At 35.8% G+C, this 1,836-nt stretch carries 1 protein-coding gene; it reads right to left on the bottom strand.

From position 1 onward, the window contains the following. Positions 1-262 precede the first annotated feature (262 nt). On the bottom strand, positions 263-973 hold the full coding sequence (locus JW881_21175) for an SH3 domain-containing protein (protein MBN1700036.1): 711 nt from the start codon (positions 971-973) through the stop codon (positions 263-265). Positions 974-1,836 lie beyond the last annotated feature (863 nt).

Genomic DNA, 1,836 nt, shown 5'->3' with positions numbered 1-1,836 from the left:
TTATTCTCTTCCCCCGGTCATGAATATAAAAAGACACAGATTAACACGGATTAACACTGATGTATATTCAATCCGTGTAAATCAATGTTAATCCGTGTCTGATTAATTCAATCTTATATTTTATTATCCCACTTCAACCCCAGTCATGCGTCACTCACCCTTCCAGTCATCTGCGTCAATCCGCTCAGGCTCCCTGGAGCCTCTTATCCATGTCCCGACGCCCCTGGGTGTATCTGCGGTTCAATTACGGCATCATTTCCATTCACAGTCCCCCCGTATCGATCTCCACCTTCTCCCCGTTGTTGTAAAACGTAATCTCGCTGATTCCTGTATCGTTGTCCTTGCCAGACGGGTACACCGCCGCGATCTCAAACCGTATCTCCCTGAAGCGTATTGCTTCCTTGAGTTTCGCTTTTTGCGGTTTCATTTCGTCCCTGAAGGTGATCGTCTTCGATTCGTTGCCGTATATTATCTTCAGCTGTTTCACCCGGTTGTTCGACTTCCACCATTTGGGGTCGAAGTAGCCGGGCATGAACTCGATTTCGTCCACCGTTATCTCGCTGTCGAGTTTGAGGGTCACCGCTTCCCCGACGCCCGGCCCGTCGGCTGCTTCGAGCCATGCCGTTACGGGATTACCATCGAAGATTTTTGCGGGCGTGTAGGTGTTTTTCCAGTCGATGTAGCTGGTGGCCGTGACGGAGAGGGCTTTGGGTATTCTTGCTTTATTTATAGTAATTTGTTTTACAAATAAATCGATATACTGTCTGTGCACCCACCCTGTCGTTCCGTCTTTTTTCTCAATTTTATACCAATAGTCGCTTTTACCGTCCACATATGATTTTACACCACTTCTGTCGTAGACGGCAACTTTCTCTTCGCTATTACATGTTCCTGTTATTGGTGCCTGTAAGTTAGCATTTTTATATAATGTACAATTATTTTTCTTTATGATGCCGTCTGTTTCATCAAACACAAGGCCTTTTTCTAATAATATATCTCTTAACGGTGTCGTGTCGACGATATCGACACCTCTTTTACTATATGCTATAGCATTCCTCACATTATTAAAAAAATATATTTCATTAATATAAACATCATTAATTTTGAATGTATATAGCCCTATTTCGTTCCCATTAATATCAACAATTTTCCATTTAATACTGTTTTCTTCAGGCAAACAGATAAGACTGTTATTAATAAAATATATAAAAATATTGTTATCTGTATTAATTTTGATTTTACATTCATTTTGAGAATTAAGATTCATAACTGACAAGAAAGATGCTCTGTCAATCATCAAATGCATCTTGTCATTGCTGATCCCAATCGTACCATATCCCGAATGTGCTTCATATATAATTTTACATTTGCCAGTATTTAAATCCACTTCATATACTTCACTTGTTGAATCGCCAATTTCCATGCCTTTGCTCAATCTTCCATAGAAAATATTATTTTGAAAATAATAAATATTGCCCCAATTTATACATTTCATCAATGATTTTAAATCATTCGATTCCCTTTCTTCGTGTGTTAATATATTATAATAATAATATTTCTTTTTCTTATCATTTGTCTCGTAATCTATATATATTTCATTATCTTTTTTAAAATAATACGTATAAAATTCTTTTTCTTCTTTTATGTTTAAATTATCTTTATTTATACTAAACAAATCATAGGATGAATGATCTACAAAATAAAAATATTCAGTTGTATCCATAATAGGCCTGATAATAAAATATTTCAGATTTTCCTTTACTATATTGAAATAAATATTTTCAATAGGCCAAATTATTGTACAGTTGAATATTAATATCATTAATATAAAAGTTA

The organism is Spirochaetales bacterium (assembly GCA_016930085.1).
GTDB lineage: Bacteria > Spirochaetota > Spirochaetia > SZUA-6 > JAFGRV01 > JAFGHO01.
This window is presented reverse-complemented; position numbering and strand designations above follow the sequence as displayed.